The organism is Methanomassiliicoccales archaeon (assembly GCA_014361295.1).
In the GTDB taxonomy this organism is placed as follows: domain Archaea; phylum Thermoplasmatota; class Thermoplasmata; order Methanomassiliicoccales; family JACIVX01; genus JACIVX01.
In genome coordinates this window covers 1339554-1356480 of sequence record JACIVX010000001.1, presented here as the reverse complement: position 1 = coordinate 1356480, position 16927 = coordinate 1339554, and the positions used below count along the sequence as shown (strand labels likewise).

General features: G+C 45.8%; 18 protein-coding genes. 11 read left to right on the top strand and 7 right to left on the bottom strand.

The genetic code is table 11. The annotated features are described in order from the left end of the window. Positions 1-62: 62 nt before the first annotated feature. Positions 63-683, bottom strand: a complete 621-nt coding sequence (locus tag H5T41_06695; protein MBC7108457.1) for a LysE family transporter — start codon at positions 681-683, stop codon at positions 63-65. 512 nt (positions 684-1195) lie between these two features. Here H5T41_06695 and H5T41_06690 point away from each other — a divergent pair. The 4 genes from H5T41_06690 (at position 1196) to H5T41_06675 (ending at position 4517) form a co-directional block, all read left to right on the top strand. After that, the gene (locus tag H5T41_06690; GenBank protein MBC7108456.1) at positions 1196-1462 is read left to right on the top strand and encodes a SemiSWEET transporter; all 267 of its coding nucleotides are present in this window, start codon (positions 1196-1198) and stop codon (positions 1460-1462) included. Positions 1463-1682: 220 nt separating this feature from the next. Beyond that, positions 1683-2429 carry a DUF72 domain-containing protein gene (locus tag H5T41_06685; GenBank protein ID MBC7108455.1) on the top strand — a complete coding sequence of 249 codons (747 nt, stop codon included), beginning with the start codon at positions 1683-1685 and terminating at the stop codon, positions 2427-2429. Positions 2430-2496: 67 nt separating this feature from the next. Further along, on the top strand, positions 2497-3219 hold the full coding sequence (locus H5T41_06680; protein ID MBC7108454.1) for an ABC transporter ATP-binding protein: 723 nt from the start codon (positions 2497-2499) through the stop codon (positions 3217-3219). After that, complete coding sequence (locus H5T41_06675; GenBank protein ID MBC7108453.1) at positions 3216-4517, top strand: ABC transporter permease; 1302 nt, start codon at positions 3216-3218, stop codon at positions 4515-4517. Before H5T41_06680 ends, H5T41_06675 begins: the two co-directional genes overlap by 4 nt. A gap of 17 nt (positions 4518-4534) precedes the next feature. Here H5T41_06675 and xth read toward each other — a convergent pair whose 3' ends face one another. Continuing rightward, complete coding sequence (gene xth / locus H5T41_06670; GenBank protein ID MBC7108452.1) at positions 4535-5308, bottom strand: exodeoxyribonuclease III; 774 nt, start codon at positions 5306-5308, stop codon at positions 4535-4537. An 88-nt stretch (positions 5309-5396) separates the two neighbouring features. Between xth and H5T41_06665 the strand changes: the two genes are divergently transcribed. The 3 genes from H5T41_06665 to H5T41_06655 are packed head-to-tail and all read left to right on the top strand — an operon-like array spanning position 5397 to position 6210. Further along, positions 5397-5654 carry a DUF3795 domain-containing protein gene (locus tag H5T41_06665; protein ID MBC7108451.1) on the top strand — a complete coding sequence of 86 codons (258 nt, stop codon included), beginning with the start codon at positions 5397-5399 and terminating at the stop codon, positions 5652-5654. Between the two features lie 47 nt (positions 5655-5701). Next, the gene (locus tag H5T41_06660) at positions 5702-5890 is read left to right on the top strand and encodes a pyridoxamine 5'-phosphate oxidase family protein (protein MBC7108450.1); all 189 of its coding nucleotides are present in this window, start codon (positions 5702-5704) and stop codon (positions 5888-5890) included. Then, positions 5887-6210, top strand: coding sequence for a pyridoxamine 5'-phosphate oxidase family protein (locus H5T41_06655; GenBank protein ID MBC7108449.1), 324 nt, complete (start codon positions 5887-5889; stop codon positions 6208-6210). Before H5T41_06660 ends, H5T41_06655 begins: the two co-directional genes overlap by 4 nt. 73 nt (positions 6211-6283) lie before the next feature. Here H5T41_06655 and H5T41_06650 read toward each other — a convergent pair whose 3' ends face one another. Beyond that, the gene (locus H5T41_06650) at positions 6284-8152 is read right to left on the bottom strand and encodes an aldehyde ferredoxin oxidoreductase family protein (GenBank protein MBC7108448.1); all 1869 of its coding nucleotides are present in this window, start codon (positions 8150-8152) and stop codon (positions 6284-6286) included. A gap of 406 nt (positions 8153-8558) precedes the next feature. On the opposite strand from H5T41_06650, the gene H5T41_06645 reads away from it, so the two are divergent. Together H5T41_06645 and H5T41_06640 are read left to right on the top strand one after the other, a co-directional pair. Further along, complete coding sequence (locus H5T41_06645; GenBank protein ID MBC7108447.1) at positions 8559-9071, top strand: ferritin family protein; 513 nt, start codon at positions 8559-8561, stop codon at positions 9069-9071. A 227-nt stretch (positions 9072-9298) separates the two neighbouring features. Beyond that, positions 9299-10471 carry a (Fe-S)-binding protein gene (locus H5T41_06640; protein ID MBC7108446.1) on the top strand — a complete coding sequence of 391 codons (1173 nt, stop codon included), beginning with the start codon at positions 9299-9301 and terminating at the stop codon, positions 10469-10471. 124 nt (positions 10472-10595) lie between these two features. On the opposite strand, the gene H5T41_06635 is transcribed toward H5T41_06640, so the two are convergent. Continuing rightward, entirely contained in the window at positions 10596-11258 is a 663-nt protein-coding gene (locus H5T41_06635) for a hypothetical protein (protein ID MBC7108445.1), read from the bottom strand. 150 nt (positions 11259-11408) lie between these two features. On the opposite strand from H5T41_06635, the gene H5T41_06630 reads away from it, so the two are divergent. Then, complete coding sequence (locus H5T41_06630; protein ID MBC7108444.1) at positions 11409-14150, top strand: DEAD/DEAH box helicase; 2742 nt, start codon at positions 11409-11411, stop codon at positions 14148-14150. Here H5T41_06630 and H5T41_06625 read toward each other — a convergent pair. From H5T41_06625 to H5T41_06615, 3 genes are read right to left on the bottom strand one after another with little or no spacing between them, the layout of a single operon-like run. Next, positions 14147-14818, bottom strand: a complete 672-nt coding sequence (locus H5T41_06625; protein ID MBC7108443.1) for a fumarylacetoacetate hydrolase family protein — start codon at positions 14816-14818, stop codon at positions 14147-14149. The genes H5T41_06630 and H5T41_06625 overlap by 4 nt on opposite strands. Then, complete coding sequence (locus H5T41_06620) at positions 14808-15041, bottom strand: hypothetical protein (protein ID MBC7108442.1); 234 nt, start codon at positions 15039-15041, stop codon at positions 14808-14810. Before H5T41_06620 ends, H5T41_06625 begins: the two co-directional genes overlap by 11 nt. 60 nt (positions 15042-15101) lie before the next feature. Next, complete coding sequence (locus H5T41_06615; protein MBC7108441.1) at positions 15102-15746, bottom strand: RlmE family RNA methyltransferase; 645 nt, start codon at positions 15744-15746, stop codon at positions 15102-15104. A gap of 119 nt (positions 15747-15865) precedes the next feature. Here H5T41_06615 and H5T41_06610 point away from each other — a divergent pair, with 119 nt between their 5' ends. Then, the gene (locus H5T41_06610; GenBank protein ID MBC7108440.1) at positions 15866-16891 is read left to right on the top strand and encodes a phosphoribosylformylglycinamidine cyclo-ligase; all 1026 of its coding nucleotides are present in this window, start codon (positions 15866-15868) and stop codon (positions 16889-16891) included. The last annotated feature ends 36 nt before the right edge of the window (positions 16892-16927 follow it).

The window sequence follows — 16927 nt, the reverse complement described above, 5'->3', positions numbered from 1 at the left end:
ATAACATCTCTCTTTCGATTATTTTGGAATGAATTTGCCAATTGCCAATCAATATTGAAAATTCAACCCAAACCATTAAAACTCACGATTAGAAAATAGATGCCCAGAATTAGGAGAAAGGCACCGAGGATCAATGTCAGCTGTCTCTGACGGGGATTGATGAATTCTTCATGCCGATGAATGATGAAAGAGACGAGTAAGTAATAAGCAAAATCTGATAGCCAGTGTCCGAATGTGACGAGAATGACGCCAGCAATACCCAATACCTCCAATCCTGTTATCAATAAGGCAAGGCCAGCGGTTGCCCACCAGGCTGGTTGTGATGGGTTGAATGCTGTGTAGAAAATCCCGCCGACAAAAGAAGAGTCGACCCGGGAGCTCTTCATCCTGATTTCTCCTCCCTTTCCAAGCATCATTATTGTTCCCATGATCGCAAGAACAACTCCACCAATAAGAAAAACAATCCACTTGTTGTTGATCAGAAGGTAGCCGAAACCAACGAGAATGAGAAGGATGATTCCTAATTCCCAGACAACATGGCCGAAGATGATTATATGCGCCGTTATTTTCTGTTTCTTACTCGTGTCAAGTACAGTAAATGCAAGAAGTGGACCTGGGATTATGGCCCCGCTGAGCCCGACAAGAAAACCGAGCGAGAGGAGACCGAGAACCTCAATCAACACGTTTCTTCACCATTCCAGCGATATGGCTAACAGTGCAAATTCTCACGAGATTCGTCATGTAACTAATGATTCGCCCGTTAATAAATTCGGGTTATTGAGTGGACGGTAAAGGAGTTTATTCAATTAATTAGAACTGGTACATGCGATATTGAGACAGTATTGCATTTTCTATGCAAAGGTAACCGAGGAGCGGAATGATGAGAATGGCATTAATTTTTGATTTCAACATCTTTCCTACATATTGAACAATTTTATTCTTAAGCATCTTTTCACGGCGTCGCTTTCTGAAAGTCTTCACGTTGCAAACTCATGAATCTAATTTCAATCAATTGCACGAAGCCTGAATACCGGTTTCTGGCAGAATTATGCCTTTTCTGTCTACAATTGATTGAGCTAATAACGAATTCATCACATCTCCTAGATAATGAGAAAGAGTCTAAAAGGGGATTTTTCATCACAAAAGAATTTGGGGGGGGGAGAAAGCATAATCTGTGGAATAGATATTCCCGATCATGGATAATTGGACACTTCTGGGCTTATTAGCTGGTTTCCTCACGACTATGGGATTCGTTCCTCAGATTGTTAAGGGATTTAGAACAAAAAAGATGGAGGATGTCTCGTCAGGCATGCTTTTGCTCCTTGGCATTGGCATGTTTCTTTGGATGGTTTACGGCATCCTGATAGACAGTTTGCCTGTCATTTTCTGGAATGCCATCGCGTTAAGTCTGAACGTCGTGCTGATAGCACTAAAGATGAAATATCAGCGCACTCAATTTTGAACATATTAATTAAGCTGTGAATGGGAATCTCTTCGACGATTTGAATATTCTCGCTCATGAGGAATTCACTTGGATAGCGCTGATGTGATGATTCCGTGTTATCTTGGACATGCACCTGTAACCTTGGGAGCTGAAAGACTGTATTCTTTTCAAAACGATTTTGAATTCTGGCCAATCACAACATTCGAATTTATAAGAACCATAGCGAATGATAATAGCGATGTCCACTAAGAAGTACTACCTCGGCTGTAGCGGTTGGAGCTACAGAGACTGGATCGGCAAGCTCTATTCGCAGAACTGCCCGCCAGAAAAAATGCTTGAGGAATATGCAAAATATTTCGACTCGGTCGAGATCAACATGTCATTTTATAGGCTTCCGTACGAGGGCATGGTCAAGGGCTGGAAGGCTAGAACGCCCGAGCATTTTATTTTTTGTCCTAAGATGAGTCGTAAGATCACCCATATCAAGCGTCTCGAAGGTGTCGAAGAGGACTTATCGGTTTTTATCGAGAGACTGGACTTGTTGGGCGAAAAACTCGGTCCCATTCTAATACAGCTACCACCTGCGATGAAACAGGACTTTGATAAGTTTGAGAGCTTCCTTGCCACACTTCCTAGTAATCATAAATACGCGATCGAGTTCAGAAATCAGAGCTGGATCACTTCGGAAACAAGATCTTTGATGGACAAATATAAGGTCGCAACGTGTCTCGTGGATTCCCCTAAAATGATCATTCAGGATGTGATCACTGCTGGCTTCGCATACGTGAGATGGCATGGTCGCAAGTCATGGTACCGTTATGAATACAGCGAGAACGAGATCAAGGAATGGGCTAAGATTCTGGAATCACTTGATGTTGAAGAGGTTTATGGATACTGGAACAACGATTACAATGCGTACGCCCCCAAAAATTGTCTCACACTGATGAGGAAGCTGGGATTAAGAAGTGATATGATCGATTTTTAGGCAGTCAATTTAATATCTAGATTAATTCGATCATGGAGTCGATTAGGGATTCGAGGAGGTATACCTATTGAAGGCAATCGAGGTGAGCAACCTCGTCAAGATGTACGGAAAATTCACTGCAGTTAAGGGAATATCATTTTCCGTCGACGTCGGCGAGATCTTCGGCCTGATTGGCCCGAACGGTGCGGGTAAAACAACGACGCTCAGGATCCTCGCAACACTGTTGCAGATTTCTTCGGGCCGTGTGAGGATATTCGATAAGGATCTCGAGCGAGATCAGGATGAAATAAGGAAGATCATCAGCTACCTTCCCGAGGATGCTGGCGCTTACAAGAATCTGACGGGAAGGGAGTATCTGAAATTCATTGCAGCTTTCTTCGATCCGTCGCTCGGAAAACGATATGAATCGATGGTGGAAAGAGGTATTAATATCGCAAATCTCGGTAAAAGAATTGACGATAAAGTGGAGACTTACAGCAAAGGGATGACACGTCGCCTTCTCGTCGGCCGCGCCCTCATGGTTGAGCCGAAAATTGCAATTCTCGATGAGCCTACCTCTGGTCTCGATGTGATCAATGCCAAGGAAATCAGAAACATCGTGAGGAAGGCTTCAGCCGAGGGGATGACAGTTCTCCTCTCATCGCACAACATGCTTGAAGTTGAATTCCTATGCGACCGCATCGCGCTCATCAACGATGGCAAGATCGTCGAAACTGGTTCTCCCAAGGAGCTGAAAGAGAGATACAGCGCTGAGAATATCGAAGATGTATTTGTCAAGGTGGTCTCATGAGAGGATTTCTGAACATCACAAAGAAGGAGATTAGAGAACTTCTAACACCAGCGACGATTGTGCCGATCATCGTTATGGCCGTTATTTTCGGATCGCTAGGAAACATGATAGGCAGCGTTGGTGAAGAAGCTTCAAAACCTCCAATCATCGGCGTCATCGATCTCGACAAGACGCCAGTTTCGGAGATCGCGGTATCATCGCTCACAAAGCTCGCTGAGGTTGTCTATAACGACTCCGATATAAATGAAGGGATTAGGACAGTTGAGGAAAAAGGTGGCACGGCGCTTATCATTTTCCCAGATAATTTCTCAGAGAACATTTTGAATAATAGGTCAGGCGAGATCCAAATCATTTGGATCATGAGGGGAAGTGGCGTTCTCGACAGTATTCCATCAGGCGTCGTTGAAGCGCTCATCCAGCAGATGAATTTTGCGATTGCAGAGCATCTCATTGGTAACGAATCGAAAGTGAGCCCGAAAACCATCCTTAACCCCACGGTCAAAAACGAGACGACGATGTTCAAGAACAGGCAATTGACGGGTGTATCCCCAACGACGATCATGGGCATTCTTTCACAACAGAGTTTCGTGATTCCTCTCGTAGTCGTTCTTGTCATTGTCATTTCTGGTGGAACGGTCATTTCTTCTATGGGAAGTGAAAAGGAAAACAAGACGCTTGAAACGCTCCTCACATTGCCTGTGAAAAGGAGTTCCATCGTCTTCGGAAAACTTGTCGGTGCTGCGATTGTTGGACTGATTATGGCGGTCATCTACATGATCGGCTTCGGATATTACATCTCTTCGATCCAGCAACAATCACCGGTAGATTTGGCGACTTATGGCTTCGAATTGAGTCTCTTCGATTACCTGTTAACAGGGATTACACTCTTTCTCAGTCTTTTTGCGGCACTCGCACTTTGCATGCTGCTGGGCATTTTCGCAAAGAATATGAAATCCGCACAGACACTTACCATGCCCATCACCTTCCTGGCAATCATTCCGATGTTCATTCTCATTTTTGGCGACTTCGATACGCTACCTTTTGTTGTTCAGATCATACTGTTTGCAATTCCTTTTTCACATCCCATGTTGGCTATGCAGAATCTGATGCTAGACAACTATACCTTTGTCGCCGCAGGCATCGTTTACCAGGCGTTGTTCGGACTGCTCACAGTCTACATTGCTGTCTGGTTGTTTAAAAAAGATATCCTGATCACTGGAAAATCGAGAGGAGAGGGTAAAAAACTGAGTATCAACCCAATATGGCGTTGGGTCCAGTTAAAGCGTTCAAAGGAATAGCAATAGATCGCTTATGATCAGATAAGCTCGATGCCGACAGGGCAGTGATCACTGCCCTGCACTTCTTTCAAGATGAAAGCTGTCTTCAAGCGATCTAACATGTTCCTGCTGATGAAGAAATAATCGATGCGCCATCCAACGTTTCTTTCTCTCGCCTTTGTCTTCATATCCCACCAAGAATACTGGCCAGGTGATTGGTTAAAGACTCGAAAAGTATCGAGAAAACCACTTTCAATTAAACGGTCGATCCATGCCCTCTCTTCCGGAAGAAATCCTGAAACCTTCTCGTTTTCTTTCGGTCTTGCCAGATCGATTTCCTTGTGCGCGGTGTTAACATCCCCGCAGATGATAATCTTCTCATCTTTTTCCAAAAACTTTTTCACATAATGCAAGAAATGATCATAGAATGCGAGTTTGTACCTTAGACGTTCCATCGATGCCTTCCCATTTGGAAAATAGACATTAAAAAGAAGGAAGTCTTCATATCGAGCAATCTGGATTCTTCCCTCTTTATCAAATTTCTCGATGCCGATGCCATTCTCAATTGAAATTGGTTCCCTCTTAGAAAAAAGTCCTACCCCGCTGTATCCCTTCTTCTCCTGCGATGACGAGAGGTAAATGTGATATCCCCTTACCCTACTCAGTGCCCGCGGCATTTGCCGATCCGAAATCTTCGTCTCCTGAATGCAAATTATATCTGGATTATCAGATCTAAGCCACTCAATGAATCCTTTTTGGAGGACTGCTCTGAGACCGTTGACATTCCAGGATAAAATCCTCAAATCCCTCACCTTCTCGATTTATTTTCGGAATCTCAGCAGAAATCAAGGAGTCTCATCGGATAAGAATATTCATCTATTATGCAAGAAATCATGAGCCATGGAAGAAAAAATAAAGGGTACGAGAATCGGTGTCTGCGGTATTGCTTGCGAAATTTGCCCATTGATGAAGATGGAAAAATGTCCGAACGGTAAGAAGGGTTGCATACCAAAGGAAAATCGCTTCTGCGGTATAGCAACATGTGCAAATCGAAAAAAAGTAGATTACTGCTTTGTGTGCCAAGAATTTCCGTGTGAGACGACGAAAAGTGGTCCGATTCACTACGATTACTGCATCTTCATTTCTGGAAAGGCATGATTATTAAATCGACATTGAAACTCCAGTCGCTAAAGGTGTGAAATATCATGGTTATGAGAAGGAGCGCTCAAGAGATCAATGATCTTGGATTGATCGAGTCGGTTATCAACGAGGCGAAGGTCTGCAGAATTGCGTTGTGCAATGATGGTGAGCCGTACGTCGTCCCCTTGAGTTTTGGCTATAGCAATGGCCATATTTATCTCCATTCGGCTGAAGGGGGAAGAAGGTTGAAATGATGCGCAAGAACAACAGGGTCTGTTTTGAAATCGATGTCGATATTGAACTCGTTGAAAGCAATAGACCCTGTGGATTTGAGATGAGTTACCTCAGCATCATCGGTTTTGGGACAGCGTCATTTATTACAGATGTTGAAAAAAAGAAAGAGGCTCTCCAGATCATCATGGAACACTACACAGGTCAAAAAGAATACGAGTTTGATCAGAAAGTTCTCGAAAAGACTCTCATTATTGCCATTAGTATCGAAAGGATGACTGGTAAAAGAAGTGACAATGAGACAGGGTTTATGATATCTGGCCGTATCCTCTTATTACAATAACTGCAACCTCAACTTTGTAATTGCATGCATAATCGATATTTTATGAATAAAATTTAAAAAAAAAGGAAAGGGCTTATGCCCAGATCCACTTCTTGCCATCTGGAACTTTCTTGAGGTCTGGGATTGCGAAGTCCAATCCAAATTTCCTGAGCGTCTCTTCCGTCGGGATTCCGTTAACCCAGCCCCTCACCTCGTAATACTCTTTCAGCATCTTTTCGAGCGGGGGCACTTTGCCAGCGGCGCCGCCTTCTTTGAGAGGTTCGAACATCCTCGGCGGCAGCGTGTCGTTCCTCTTCGGGTCATATCCATGCTTCAAGGCAAACATCCTGCAGAGCTGGTTAATTCTCCCGCCGACCTCCTGGAAGAGTTGCTTTGTCGTGTAGTTCCAGCCAGTAATCGCGTTGAGTATGTCCGCCTTCATCTGATGCGTATAACCAGCGAAGTCATAGAAGAGACAGTAGCTCAATGCATTATCGACCTGGCAGATGTCCTGCCACGCAACAGCAGCTTTCCCTTTCAACTTGTCATCGAACCTGTCCATCGGTGGAAGATCGTACTCAGGCACAGGAATACCAAGCTCTGACCCCTCGGGGAATCCAGTTACATGGCACGGACCTCTCGGCCCCGTCGCGTAGTTAACAGCCATCGAGAAGAACGCTCTCGGGTCGTGCGCTGGGATTACTGCGTTGTCCTTTTCAACGGCGATTTGTGGACAGCCGAGTTTCTTCGCAGCTACCTTCAAACCTTCGCCAAGAAGTTTCGCCATCGGGTTCGACCTCATCGCGATCATCTTGGCAAGCTTGCACATTGCGACTCCGTCACCCCATTTGAGTTCGAATCCCAGATCCTCTTTCTTGATGTACCCCTTCTCGTAGGCTTCCATCGCAAAGCCCACGACACCACCGAATTCAATCGTGTCCATGCTGTACATGTTGCAGAGGTGACCAGCGTAGTTAATCGCCTTCAGGTTGTCCACGAGGCAGTTGCTACCCATCATCCCCAGCGTCTCATACTCTGGACCGTAGCCGTCCATATCACAAGGTGTCCCTTCTTTGATCGTGACACGTCTGTGGCAACCCATGACGCAGTTTGAGCATGCATCTGGCCTTGGCTTGAGCACCTGGTTGAATTCACCACCAGCGGATCCAATCTTCCTCGCACCCTCGGGCCACGATCCGAGTGAGAAGTTCTTCATCGGGAGAAGGCTGAGCTGTTCCCTCGGGATAACCGCCATTGCCTGCCCTTCTTCTCGGTTCTGCTTTGCAAATGGGTTGTCTTTGACGGCGGCTGCGACTTCCTTCTTCAGCGCCTTTAATTTCTCGGGATCCTTTGCGGTGTTTTTCTTGCTTCCCTTGAGCACAATCGCTTTCACTTTCTTAGATCCCAAAACAGCGCCTCCACCCATCCGACCAGCATTTCCATGACCATCGTAGGTGACGAGTGCAGCATATCTGACGAGGTTCTCCGCCGCAGGACCGATCGGGATTACGACAGCATTCTTGTCACCGACTTCCTTCCACAGCGCCTCCTGCGTGTCGTGCACATCCTTGCCCCAGAGCTTCGAGGCATCGTGAATTTCGACTTTGTCGTCCATCACTGAGATCCACACTGGTTTCTTTGCCGCACCCTTAATTACCAACGCATCATATCCGCATTTCTTGAGCTCTTCGGCCACATATCCGCCTCCCGTCGACTGACCCCAGAAGCCAGTCAAAGGAGACTTGAACGAGATCGTGAATCTCCCAGAGCCGAGGATCCCGTGACCCTGGATAGGACCTACCGCAAGGACGAAGACATTATCGGGGCCCAAAGGATCGGCGCCGGCTGGAATCTCATCATAACAGATCTTGATTCCGAAGCCAACTCCTCCGAGCCACTTTTTCGCAAATTCCTCGTCGAACTCCTGCGTGGAGACTTTATTGGTGTTCAGGTCTATTCTCAAAATTTTTCCCCAATAGCCATACATAGACTCGTTTCCTCCTCATCTTTGATTTTTTCAGGACGATCACGCGAACCGTCCCAATCTCCTCCTGCCTCCTCATTTCTAGCAAGTCTGGTGAGGAAAGATACGCCTTGCTAGGGAGGCTTTCACGCTGCCCATAAAACCCCTTCAAGCGCTATAAGAATTTCGTTATGTCGGAATTTGCATTTCGAATCGCGAAATCCGATCTTGCACTTTCAATGAGTCATCTTTTTTTGAGATCTCTAAAAAGTTATAAATAATAATGAGCAACGATTGTTTCCTCGTAAGGTAAAATTATGACGATTTGTGAGAACCCGGTAAAGATTGGAAAAACCGCAATTACTTTGGTAAATTCTGATTAATCGATACGGAGGGAGAAAAAGGGGTGGACGAAGCAAGAGACAAGATTTCAATACTAGCAGCGGCAATTGAGATCGAGAGATTTGGATACGAGTATTACATGCAATTATCGAGATGTGTTAAAGATGAAAAGGGGTCTGCACTCTTTAGAGGTTTGGCAAGAGATGAAGAGATGCATAGATCGATGATCGAAAGTGAAATCTTTCGTATTCAACCAAGCGCGAAACTCTCAGAATTAAAACCTTCGAAGAGATATGCCAGCCTCATTCCTCGAAAGATTTTCACAGAAAACTTGGAAGAAGATTGCCGTTCAATTGAGGGCGAGATCAAAATCATCGAAGTTGGTGTTTCTATCGAGGATAATTCGATCAGAGTATATACCGATGCGGCCAATATTGCATCTGATTCAAATGTCAAAGCACTCCTCGAACGGCTGGCCAAATGGGAGGAAGGTCACAAAAAACTTCTTGAAGAGAATATCCACATGTTAAAACTCGAAGGCACCTGGTACGGATACGTCCCTATTCTTGAGGGTTGAACACCCTGATGTAAGAAAGATTCTCAGAATCCCCTTCGCATTTTCTGAGCAAAAAGATGCTGACTTTTAAATGAAAATTAATTGAGTAACCGCCACTATTAATCAATTGTTTCGAATCGGTGCGCTGCATTTGGAGAAAAAATAAATATTCAGTAATCATCCATAGCCCGGATTCGCCTTCAACTAAAGGCAGCTCCATGATCTGACAAATTGATTGAGGTGCGCAAATGGTTAAACTACCAGATATTAAGAGAGATTTGCTTGCTTGCCTGCAATGCGGCTACTGCATCCGCGTTTGTGAAACCTGGAAGCAGACACCGTGGGAATCGGTCACGCCTCGAGGTAAGATTTTTTACCTCAATCAATTGATGAAAAGATCACCAGTTGACAAACTTCTCGGCAGAAAAGTCGACATTGACGATGAATTTGTCCAGGCATTATACATGTGTACAGGATGTGCTGCATGCTGGACCGTCTGCCACGTTCAGATCGAATTTGCGGAATTTTGGGAAAAGGTAAGAGAATGGGTTGTGGAGCAGGGCGCTGGCCCGCTACCCGCACACAAGAAATTCCACGAAAGGATAGAGAAAGTGAAAAATCCGTATGGAGAGCCTGTAGAGAAAAGAGACGCTTGGTTTCCAGCAGAAGTGCCGCGAGAGAAAACTCCGGAGGTCATCTTTTTCGCTGGATGCACCGCATCCTATCGAGTTCAGAATATCGCGAGGGCTGGCGTCATCGTCCTCCATCGTGCCGGCGTCAAGCTCGACGTTTTGGGAGCGGATGAATGGTGCTGCACATCACCTGCGCTGAGAACTGGTATGACCGACCTGACGCCGAGATTCGCAGAACATACAATCACGACGACTGAGAGGAGAGGCGCAAAAGCGATGGTAACGACATGCGCCGGTTGTTATAAGACAACGCTGAAGGACTATGGACGATTTTATTCGAATCCGACTTTCGAGGTCTATCATTTCTCGCAATACGTTCAAAAACTCATCAAGGAAAAGAAACTCAAATTCACCAAGGAGATCAAAGCGAAAGTGACGTATCACGATCCCTGTCACCTAGGTAGACATTCTGGTGTTTTCGAACCTCCTCGGGAAGTGCTCAAGGCTATTCCAGGCATCGAACTCGTTGAGATGGCGCACAACAGGATGAGTTCGATGTGTTGCGGTGCCGGTGGCGGATATAAATCGGCGTTCAACGATTATGCAGTCAATATCGCTGCCGAGAGGGTTAAAGAGGCCTTGGATGTTGGAGCTGAGATGATCATTTCCTCATGCCCCTTCTGTGTCTTAAACCTAGAACAGGGCGCGAAGAAAATCAATGCCAATATTCCAGTGAAAGATATATCTGAACTCCTACTTGAAGCAACAGAGCCGACTAAGGCATCGTAGGATTGCGGTGAATTAAAAAATAAGTGCAGACCATCTCGTTGTAGAATAGCTCGAATCAATTAATTTGATAACAGCTAGTAGATCATTGAGTAAGCTATAAAACTCGGTTTGATGCGAACTATCATCAACTGTATTTCCCACAACTGTAACAAAACCAGGCATCATATTCCGGCATGTATGTGAGGACGTGACCGCAATTGGGACATCGTTTTACGATATCGATCTTCGATGGGAGATTTCTTGATTCAACTGGACGAGGCTTTTTTGAGGAGATATCGATCCACTGAGCGATCACACCAGAGATCGTAGTGATGAAGAAAATGATCGCGACGATGATCCATTGGAATCCAAGAATATCGAGTCCCCAGGCAACCAACGTGGCACCGACGAGCGCCGTAAAGAGAGCGACAATCCGATCATAGGTTAAGAAAACGATCACGAAAACCGCTGTGGCGATGATGAGGGAGATGATAAGACTAACTCCCAAAGCGTGAGCGAGCAGAAATACTGCAGCACCAACAATGAGCGACATCGCAGTGGCAACGAGATAATAAAAAACGAGAGCGAGGAAAATTGCTCCAAGCGTTCCGAGTATATACGCGACAATAATCCCACTAAACATCGAGCCAAGAGTAAACCCAATGACAAAGCCGAGGACCACACCGACAACCGCAAGAATGCTTTTGTAAATCCTGTGACCTACAAATGCGAGTACAACACCGAAAACCAAAAGCAGTGCGACAATAACTAATTCGAATTCTCTCGGACTTACGAGCAATGGATTCATCGCGTTCCTTCCTCAAAATCTATTTGCCTTTGCCAATGAGTGCTATGGGTTAATCTGACTTTTCAATGTTTCTGTAAGCCTCCTCGATTAAAAAATAACGAATCGATATATTGAAATATTACAATCTATTCGTTGCTGGCGCTTTCGGTTATGGTATTCGAACTTCTTGATGAAAGAATTCAAAAGATTCTCGAGAAAAAAAGTATCCGAGAACCGACGGACCCCCAGAAAGATGCAATACCCCATATTCTGGAGGGGAAGCACGTGCTCCTCGTCGCCCCGACTGGAATTGGGAAGACGGAGGCAGCGATGCTTCCGATTTTCCACAAAATCCTTCGAGCGGAGGGCGAGGGGATCATGTGCCTCTACATCACGCCGTTGAGAGCTCTCAACAGAGATATGCTACGCCGCTTTAGCGAGTTCGGAACAGATCTTGGCATCAGCGTTGCTGTAAGACATGGAGACACGGCGCAATCGGAAAGAGAAACGCAGGCAAGAATCGCACCAAAAGTGCTGATCACAACTCCAGAAACTCTCCAAATTCTCTTCACTGGGAAGAAGCTGAGAAGGCATCTTGAGAACGTTCAATGGGTCATTATTGATGAGATCCACGAGCTCGCTTCTGATGAGAGAGGCGCGCAATTAGCAGTCGCGCTTGAACGACTGGTTGATCTTGCTGGCGAATTCCAGAGAATCGGACTTTCTGCGACTGTGGGCACCGCATCAGAGGTTGCGAAGTTTCTCGGAGGCGTAGGTCGGGAGGTTACCATCATCCAAACCGATGTGATCAAGACGCTCGACATTCGCGTACAGGGGCCTGAGATTACCGAAGAGGACAAGGAACTGGCAGGCATCCTGCAAAGTGATCCTCAGCTTGTTGCATGCATGAGGAGGGGACGGGAGCTGATCGAATCCCATCGTTCGACGCTCTTCTTTGTGAATACAAGAGATACAGCCGAAGCGCTTGCGGCAAGATATCACATTTGGGACGAAAACTTTCCGATCGGTGTTCATCATGGATCTCTCTCCAAAGAGATCAGGGAGGAGATGGAAGAGGCGTTCAGAAGTGAAAAGATCAAAGCGCTGATCTGCACCTCTTCACTCGAGCTGGGCATCGACATCGGAAGCGCGGACTTTGCAATTCAGTACAATTCGCCGAGACAGGTCACGCGACTCGTCCAAAGAGTCGGGAGGTCAGGGCACGGAGTTGGAAAGGTATCAAAGGGTATCATCATCGCCTCGACACCAGATGAAATCGCGGAAAGCCTTGTCATCGCAAGAAGGGCGCTAAACGGTGAATTGGAAGCGTCGATTGTACGGGAAAAGCCTCTGACCGTCCTTGCGAACCAAATCATTTCGATGGCAATGAGCGGAGACATCAAAATCGATGATGCGTACAGGATATTCACAAAAACATATCCCTTCAGAAATTTGACAAGAGACGAATTTATGAATGTGCTCAACCAGCTCGGCCAAATCGGGTTACTTAGGATCAGCATTGATTCTTTTAAACGATCAGGTAGAGGAATGCGGTATTTCTACGAAAACGTCTCCATGATTCCTGACGAAAAGACATATCGTGTGAGGGATATCGGCAGCAGAAAGGTTGTGGGTTCGCTTGATGAGAGTTTCGTCGTTTCATTCGCCGAACCTTACGCCACATTCATCACCCGAGGGAGGACCTGGCGTATCATCGAAATGAGGGAGGATGAGCTGCTTGTGGAGCAGGTCAGAGAGATCGGATCAATTCCATCCTGGGTGGGGGAGGAAATACCAGTTCCCTTCGAAGTTGCCCAAGAAGTCGGAGCCCTGAGATCAAAACAGGATTTCGAAAGATACCCAGGTGATGAAGAGGCTTTCAGAAAATTGAAAGAGTATCTCGATAAACAAAATGAGCGATATCCGATGCCTACGGACAATTTTCTGACGCTCGATGTCGGCAAGAGAACCGTTGTTCTCAATGCCTGTTTTGGCTCGAGAGTCAACGAGACAATCGCAATTCTGTTATCACTCCTTCTCAGCGCGCGGCTTGGAGAGAGCGTTTCTGTACGAACCGATCCGTATAGAATCCTCATCGAATTACCGCGAGATATTGCTCCCTCGATGATCTTGGAAACAATCAAATCGATTAAAGCTGAGAATGCACAGGAGCTCATCAAGAAAGCGATCAGGAATTCATCGTTCATACGCTGGCGATTCATCTACGTTGCAAAGAAATTCGGTGTCATTGAGAAAGGTGCAGATTATAGATCAATCAATCTTTCTCGACTGATAGAGATTTTTGAAAATACCCCGCTGTATCAAGAAGCGATTAACAAGATCCTATGGGAGGACCTTGATCTTGAAAGGACTATTGAGGTCCTCAGAAAAATTGAAAGAGGAGAGATCAGAATCGAGATATGTGGGATTTCCCCAATCGGGATGAGTGGACTTGAACATTCTAGAGATCTCATCATGCCGCAACGCGCCGATCATTCGATTCTTGTAGCGCTTAAGAATAGGCTCGAAGATGAAGTAGCTTATCTCACTTGTCTTAACTGTCACAACCAATGGCGCTCAACCCCTCGCAACCTGCCAAAGCACATCGCTTGCCCAAAATGCCAGGGGGTCATGGTTGCAGCTTTACATTCATACAATAAAGATCAGGCAAAATTACTGAAAAAGAAGCAACTGACGGAAGAAGAAAAAAAGGAAATCCATAAGATTTACAAGAACGCAAGTCTCGTTAAAGAATACGGAAAAAAAGCAGTTCTTGTGCTTTCTGCACGAGGAGTTGGACCTGATACCGCAGCAAGGATTCTTTCGGGTTTCTATGAAAATGAAGATGAATTTCTGAGAGGGATCCTCAGCGCCGAGATTCAATATGCGAGAACAAAACGATTCTGGGATTAGATTCTGACGACTGGATTGCGAAGGTAAAGACAATTTCCTATTGTGATTTCGACAACATCACCAGGGCTCATCGGTCCCACGCCTCCGGGTGTACCAGTGGCAATGATGTCTCCGGGCTCGAGGGTCATAAACTTCGAAATGAAAGAGATGAGATAATCGATTTTGTGGATCATCATTGATGTATTGCTGCTTTGGCGAATCTGGCCGTTCAGTTTGAGAGTGATATCCATTTGATCGATGTTACCAGCATCCTTCAACAAAACTGGTTTGGAAATTGGGGCAAATGTATCAAAGCTCTTACTGATCGCCCATGGCAAACCCTTCCTCTTCGCTTCCATCTGTATGTCCCTTGCTGTTACATCGTTGAACGCGGCCACAGCGAGAATATAATTCCTTGACTCATCGAATGGTATATTCTTCCCCTTTTTCCCGATAATAACAGCGAGTTCTGCTTCGTAATCAACCCGACCGATTGAATCAGGAATGAGAATAGGGCAACCATTTTCAGTAAGTGCGCTCGGTGCTTTCAAGAAGATCACTGGTTCCTCGGGTTCTTCAGCCCTCATTTCCTTGACATGCTCTAGATAATTGCGGGCAACACAGATGATCTTCTGACACCTTACTCGTTCCACTTTTCCTTCAACCTCGAGCGAAAAATCAGAGCTCATCGCTGACCGTCTCTAACTTGAAAAGAACACCCATTCCCTTGAGAGTGGCGTGAACCTTGTCAGCAAGGTAAATCGCATCTTCCACCGTCGCTTTGCTGTCCCATCGATAGACGCAGTCGTAGGCGCCAGTCGTTGTCTCAAATCCGAGATTGTGCAGCGCATTCAGTACTTCGGACGGTCTCGAACCGTTGGAGCTGAAAATTATGGTCATATATGTGATCATTCGATCTACTCTCCGTTCTTTAATGGAACTCGATCATAAAAACTTTGCAGTCAAAACGACCTACTGGTTGATCGAATTGTCCACATCTTCTTCTTTCTTATCATTGCGAACAAAACCACGCGCTATGATATAGATTTCCGAGCTTGTGGGACGCGAGGCTTTCGGACTATGCAACCTTACATCCAAAAAGTTCTCCCTCATCTGCCTCAGATAATCTTTCAACAGATCCCCCTGGAAGATCTTGACAACCATACTTCCGCCATCTTTCAGACTCTTTTTCGCAAACTCGAGGGCATGCTCACAGAGCTCGACAGACCTTGCATGGTCGGTTGAATAGTTTCCACTGATATTCGGCGACATGTCGGAAAGCACAACATCCGCGCGACCTCCGATCACCGAAAGCACCTTCTCCACAGTCTTTTCCGACCTGATATCCCCGCGAATGGTCATGACGCCTTCAATCGGCAAGATTGGTTGCAGATCAACACCGACGACGAGACCCTTAGATCCTACCGATTCCTTTGCAACCTGAAGCCATCCGCCAGGTGCGGCGCCCAAATCAACAACGGTTGCCCCGCGTCTCAAAATTCCAAATCGCTGGTCGATCTGTTTTAGCTTGAAAGCGGCCCTGCTCCTGTAGTTCATTTCCTTCGCTTTCCGGTAATAAAAATCCCTGCGGCGCTCCACGACCCAGCGTCTCGACATCTCGATTCAATTATTTTCGCCGCCCAAATAAATGTTTGGTTTTTACGCATGAGGATGTGCGCATGAGAAGAATAAAAAAGGTTAATTCAATCGATGGGGATTACTAGATGGCGTGCGCGATGAATCCAGAAGGATGGACTTACAAAATGGCAGGCGTCGACATACATAAAAAATCGATGGCGATCGGTTCGCTTGTTGAAGAGCTCAAGTATAAACGAAGGGGATTTGGTATGGCGCTGCCGATCAAAGGTCAATTCACCGGTTTAATCGATTTTGGTGACGTCGCCCTCACTCTTTGCACCGATGGCGTGGGGACAAAACTCCTCGTCGCCAAAAGAATGAACAAATGGGATACTGTCGGGATCGATTGCATCGCGATGAATGTGAACGACACGATCTGCGTTGGCGCGGAGCCGCTCGCGATCGTCGATTACATTGCCATGGATCGACCTGATGAGAAAATCACCAAGGAAATTGGAAAAGGTCTCGAGAGCGGTGCCAAATTGGCTAATGTTGATATTGTGGGAGGAGAGATAGCGATAATGCCCGAAATCGTTAAGGAAATTGATCTCTCAGCGAGCTGCCTTGGATTTGTTGATAAGCGGAAAATCATCAATGGAAGCGAAGTAACGCCGGGCGACTTGATCATCGGATTGCCGAGTTCGGGAATTCATTCAAACGGACTGACATTGGCAAGAAAGGTGTTCGAAGAGAATAGAATTGACTACGACGAGGTCATATCACCGCTCGATAAAACTGTCGGCGAAGAACTTCTCACACCAACTGAGATTTATGTGAAAAAGGTCATGAAATTGATCAAATCATGCAAAGTACACGGCATGGTCAACATTACCGGCGGAGGTCTCCGTAATTTTGTCAGAATCAAAGGTGATGTGAAATTCGAAATTGATGATCCTCTTCCTCCGAACCCAATTTTCGAGATCATCGCTGATCTGGGAAGAATCGATAATCATGAGATGTACCAGACGTTCAACATGGGAATGGGATTCGCCGTGATCTGCCCAGAGGAGGAGGAAAAAAATGCATTGAAAACACTTGGAAAAGGTGCAAAGGTTGTCGGCAGAGTCACGAAAGGAAAAGGCGTCGCCATTCCGTCACTGAAGATTTCTTATAAAAAATACTAAAAAAAATAGTGACGCAGTTGATTAAAGAGTAAAAAG

Coding starts and splice junctions, on each gene's coding strand:
- H5T41_06660 (MBC7108450.1), top strand. CDS start 5,702: ATGGTTATGAGAAGGAGCGCTCAAGAGATCAATGATCTTGGATTGATC.
- H5T41_06635 (MBC7108445.1), bottom strand. CDS start 11,258: ATGAATCCATTGCTCGTAAGTCCGAGAGAATTCGAATTAGTTATTGTC.
- H5T41_06630 (MBC7108444.1), top strand. CDS start 11,409: ATGGTATTCGAACTTCTTGATGAAAGAATTCAAAAGATTCTCGAGAAA.
- H5T41_06615 (MBC7108441.1), bottom strand. CDS start 15,746: ATGTCGAGACGCTGGGTCGTGGAGCGCCGCAGGGATTTTTATTACCGG.
- H5T41_06675 (MBC7108453.1), top strand. CDS start 3,216: ATGAGAGGATTTCTGAACATCACAAAGAAGGAGATTAGAGAACTTCTA.
- H5T41_06665 (MBC7108451.1), top strand. CDS start 5,397: ATGGAAGAAAAAATAAAGGGTACGAGAATCGGTGTCTGCGGTATTGCT.
- H5T41_06655 (MBC7108449.1), top strand. CDS start 5,887: ATGATGCGCAAGAACAACAGGGTCTGTTTTGAAATCGATGTCGATATT.
- H5T41_06625 (MBC7108443.1), bottom strand. CDS start 14,818: ATGAGCTCTGATTTTTCGCTCGAGGTTGAAGGAAAAGTGGAACGAGTA.
- H5T41_06690 (MBC7108456.1), top strand. CDS start 1,196: ATGGATAATTGGACACTTCTGGGCTTATTAGCTGGTTTCCTCACGACT.
- H5T41_06620 (MBC7108442.1), bottom strand. CDS start 15,041: ATGATCACATATATGACCATAATTTTCAGCTCCAACGGTTCGAGACCG.
- H5T41_06640 (MBC7108446.1), top strand. CDS start 9,299: ATGGTTAAACTACCAGATATTAAGAGAGATTTGCTTGCTTGCCTGCAA.
- H5T41_06610 (MBC7108440.1), top strand. CDS start 15,866: ATGAATCCAGAAGGATGGACTTACAAAATGGCAGGCGTCGACATACAT.
- H5T41_06685 (MBC7108455.1), top strand. CDS start 1,683: ATGTCCACTAAGAAGTACTACCTCGGCTGTAGCGGTTGGAGCTACAGA.